Source organism: Myceligenerans halotolerans (assembly GCF_054782975.1).
Genome location: NZ_BAAGRL010000073.1, coordinates 1 through 1,817 on the forward strand (window position 1 = coordinate 1; position 1,817 = coordinate 1,817).

Here is a 1,817-nt window from a genome sequence, read left to right on the forward strand (position 1 = left end):
GTTGTCAGATAATCAGTCTTAGGATGGGTCGTGATGGGCAGGGACTACTCGTCGATGACGGTGCGTGAGCTCGAGGGGCTGCGCTCGTTGGTGCTGGCGCGGCTCGGGGAGGTTCCGCAGTTCCGGCGTGGGTCGTTGCAGGTCGGGTATCGCAAGTGCGGGAACCCGAGGTGCCGGTGTGCCCAGCCGGGTGAGCAGGGGCACGGGCCGCGGGGATTGTGGACCCGTTCGGTCAAGGGGCCTGGTGGGCGGCGGGGGCAGTACATCCCGATGGACCAGGTCGACCGGGTGCGTGCCGAGCTGGACAGTTACGCGCAGTTCGAGACGCTGGTCGAGGACTTCGTGGAGATCAACGAGGCGTTGTGCCGGGCGAGGGTCGGACCGTCCTCGTCGCGTCGCGAGCCCGCCGACCTGGGGTCGGACGGGCAAAAAGGGGGCTCTGCGCCCGGGACGAAGAGGTAGCCGACGACGACGGGCTGAGCGTGCTGACCGACCGGGTCGCCGATGCTGCTGCGGTCGAGGTTCGCGGGCTGGTGCTCCAGGCGGCCGACGTCGTGGAGTCGGATCAGGGCGGGGCGCTGGAGCAGGTCGAGCGGGCCGCTCAGCAGGCGGCGGCCAGGATCGGGCTGGCGGCGCTGGCCGGGGTGCTGGACCGGGCCGGTCGCGATGCTCCCGCCCGTGCCCGGTGCCCGCGGCAGGATGACCATGACGGTCGGCTCGTGGGACGGCGGGCCAGGACGGTGCGGACCTTGCTCGGGCCGGTCGAGGTCACCCGCGGCTACTACCACTGCGCCACCTGCGCACGGGCAGGGGTTCGGGGCGGGTTCGCTCCGCTGGATGACCGGCTGGGGGTGGTGGGCACGAGCCTGTCGCCGGGGCTGGCGCGGGCTGCGGCACTGGCCGGGGCCGAGATGCCGTACGCCCGCAGCTTCGAGCTGATCACCGCGGTCACTGGCCTGGACCTGGCCTCGACCTCGACCCTGGCGCGCACCACTCGCCGCGAAGGCGCCCGCGCGCGGACGCTGATCGATGACGAGCAGCACGCGGCGATGGCCGCGTCCCGACAGGTCGGGTCGTCCGACGCCGAGGGGCCGGACCTGTGCTACGTCGTCATGGACGGCACCGGCGCACCCGTGCTCCCGCGCGAGACCACCGGCCGGACCGGCAAGAACGGCGGCAGAGCCGGCACCCGGGAAGTGAAGATCGGCTGCTTCTTCACCCAGTCCGGTCTGGATCCGGCCACCGGTGACCCCGTCCAGGACCCCGGCTCGGCGTCCTACGTGGCGACGTTCGAACCTGCCGCGACGTTCGGCGGCCAGGTGAAGGCCGAGTACTACCGGCGCGGCCTGGACCAGATCCGCCAGCCTGTCGTGCTGGGCGACGGCGCGCACTGGATCTGGAACATCGCCGATCAGCACCTCGGTGCAGCGACCCAGATCGTGGACTACTTCCACGCCCGTGAGCACCTCGCCGACCTGACCAGGCTCCTGACGCCCGCGCTGGAAGACCCCGCCGGCTGGGAGGAGCACCTGGCAGACCGGCTCGACCTGGGCGATACCGCCGCGATCACCGACGCCGTCACAGCCCTGAGCCTGCCTGATCGAGCCCCGGACCTGGTCCGACCCGCCGCGACCGAGGTCGGGTACTTCACCGGCAACCACCAACGCATGCAGTATGCCGACTTCCGCGCGAACGGCTACTACATCGGCTCCGGACCCGTGGAATCAGCCTGCAATACCATCGTCAAGCAACGCGCCAAACGAGCCGGCATGCACTGGACCCTCGCCGGCCTCGACCCCATCCTCGCCATCCGCACC

2 protein-coding genes are annotated in these 1,817 nt (G+C 71.1%); both read left to right on the forward strand.

The genetic code is table 11. The annotated features are described in order from the left end of the window. The first annotated feature begins 33 nt into the window (after positions 1 to 33). A complete protein-coding gene (locus ACYVK5_RS25765) occupies positions 34 to 462 on the forward strand; it encodes a DUF6788 family protein (RefSeq protein WP_460709131.1) in 429 nt (142 codons plus the stop codon). 20 nt (positions 463 to 482) lie between these two features. After that, the coding region (locus tag ACYVK5_RS25770; RefSeq protein ID WP_460709133.1) for an ISKra4 family transposase at positions 483 to 1,817 on the forward strand (1,335 nt) is incomplete at its 3' end.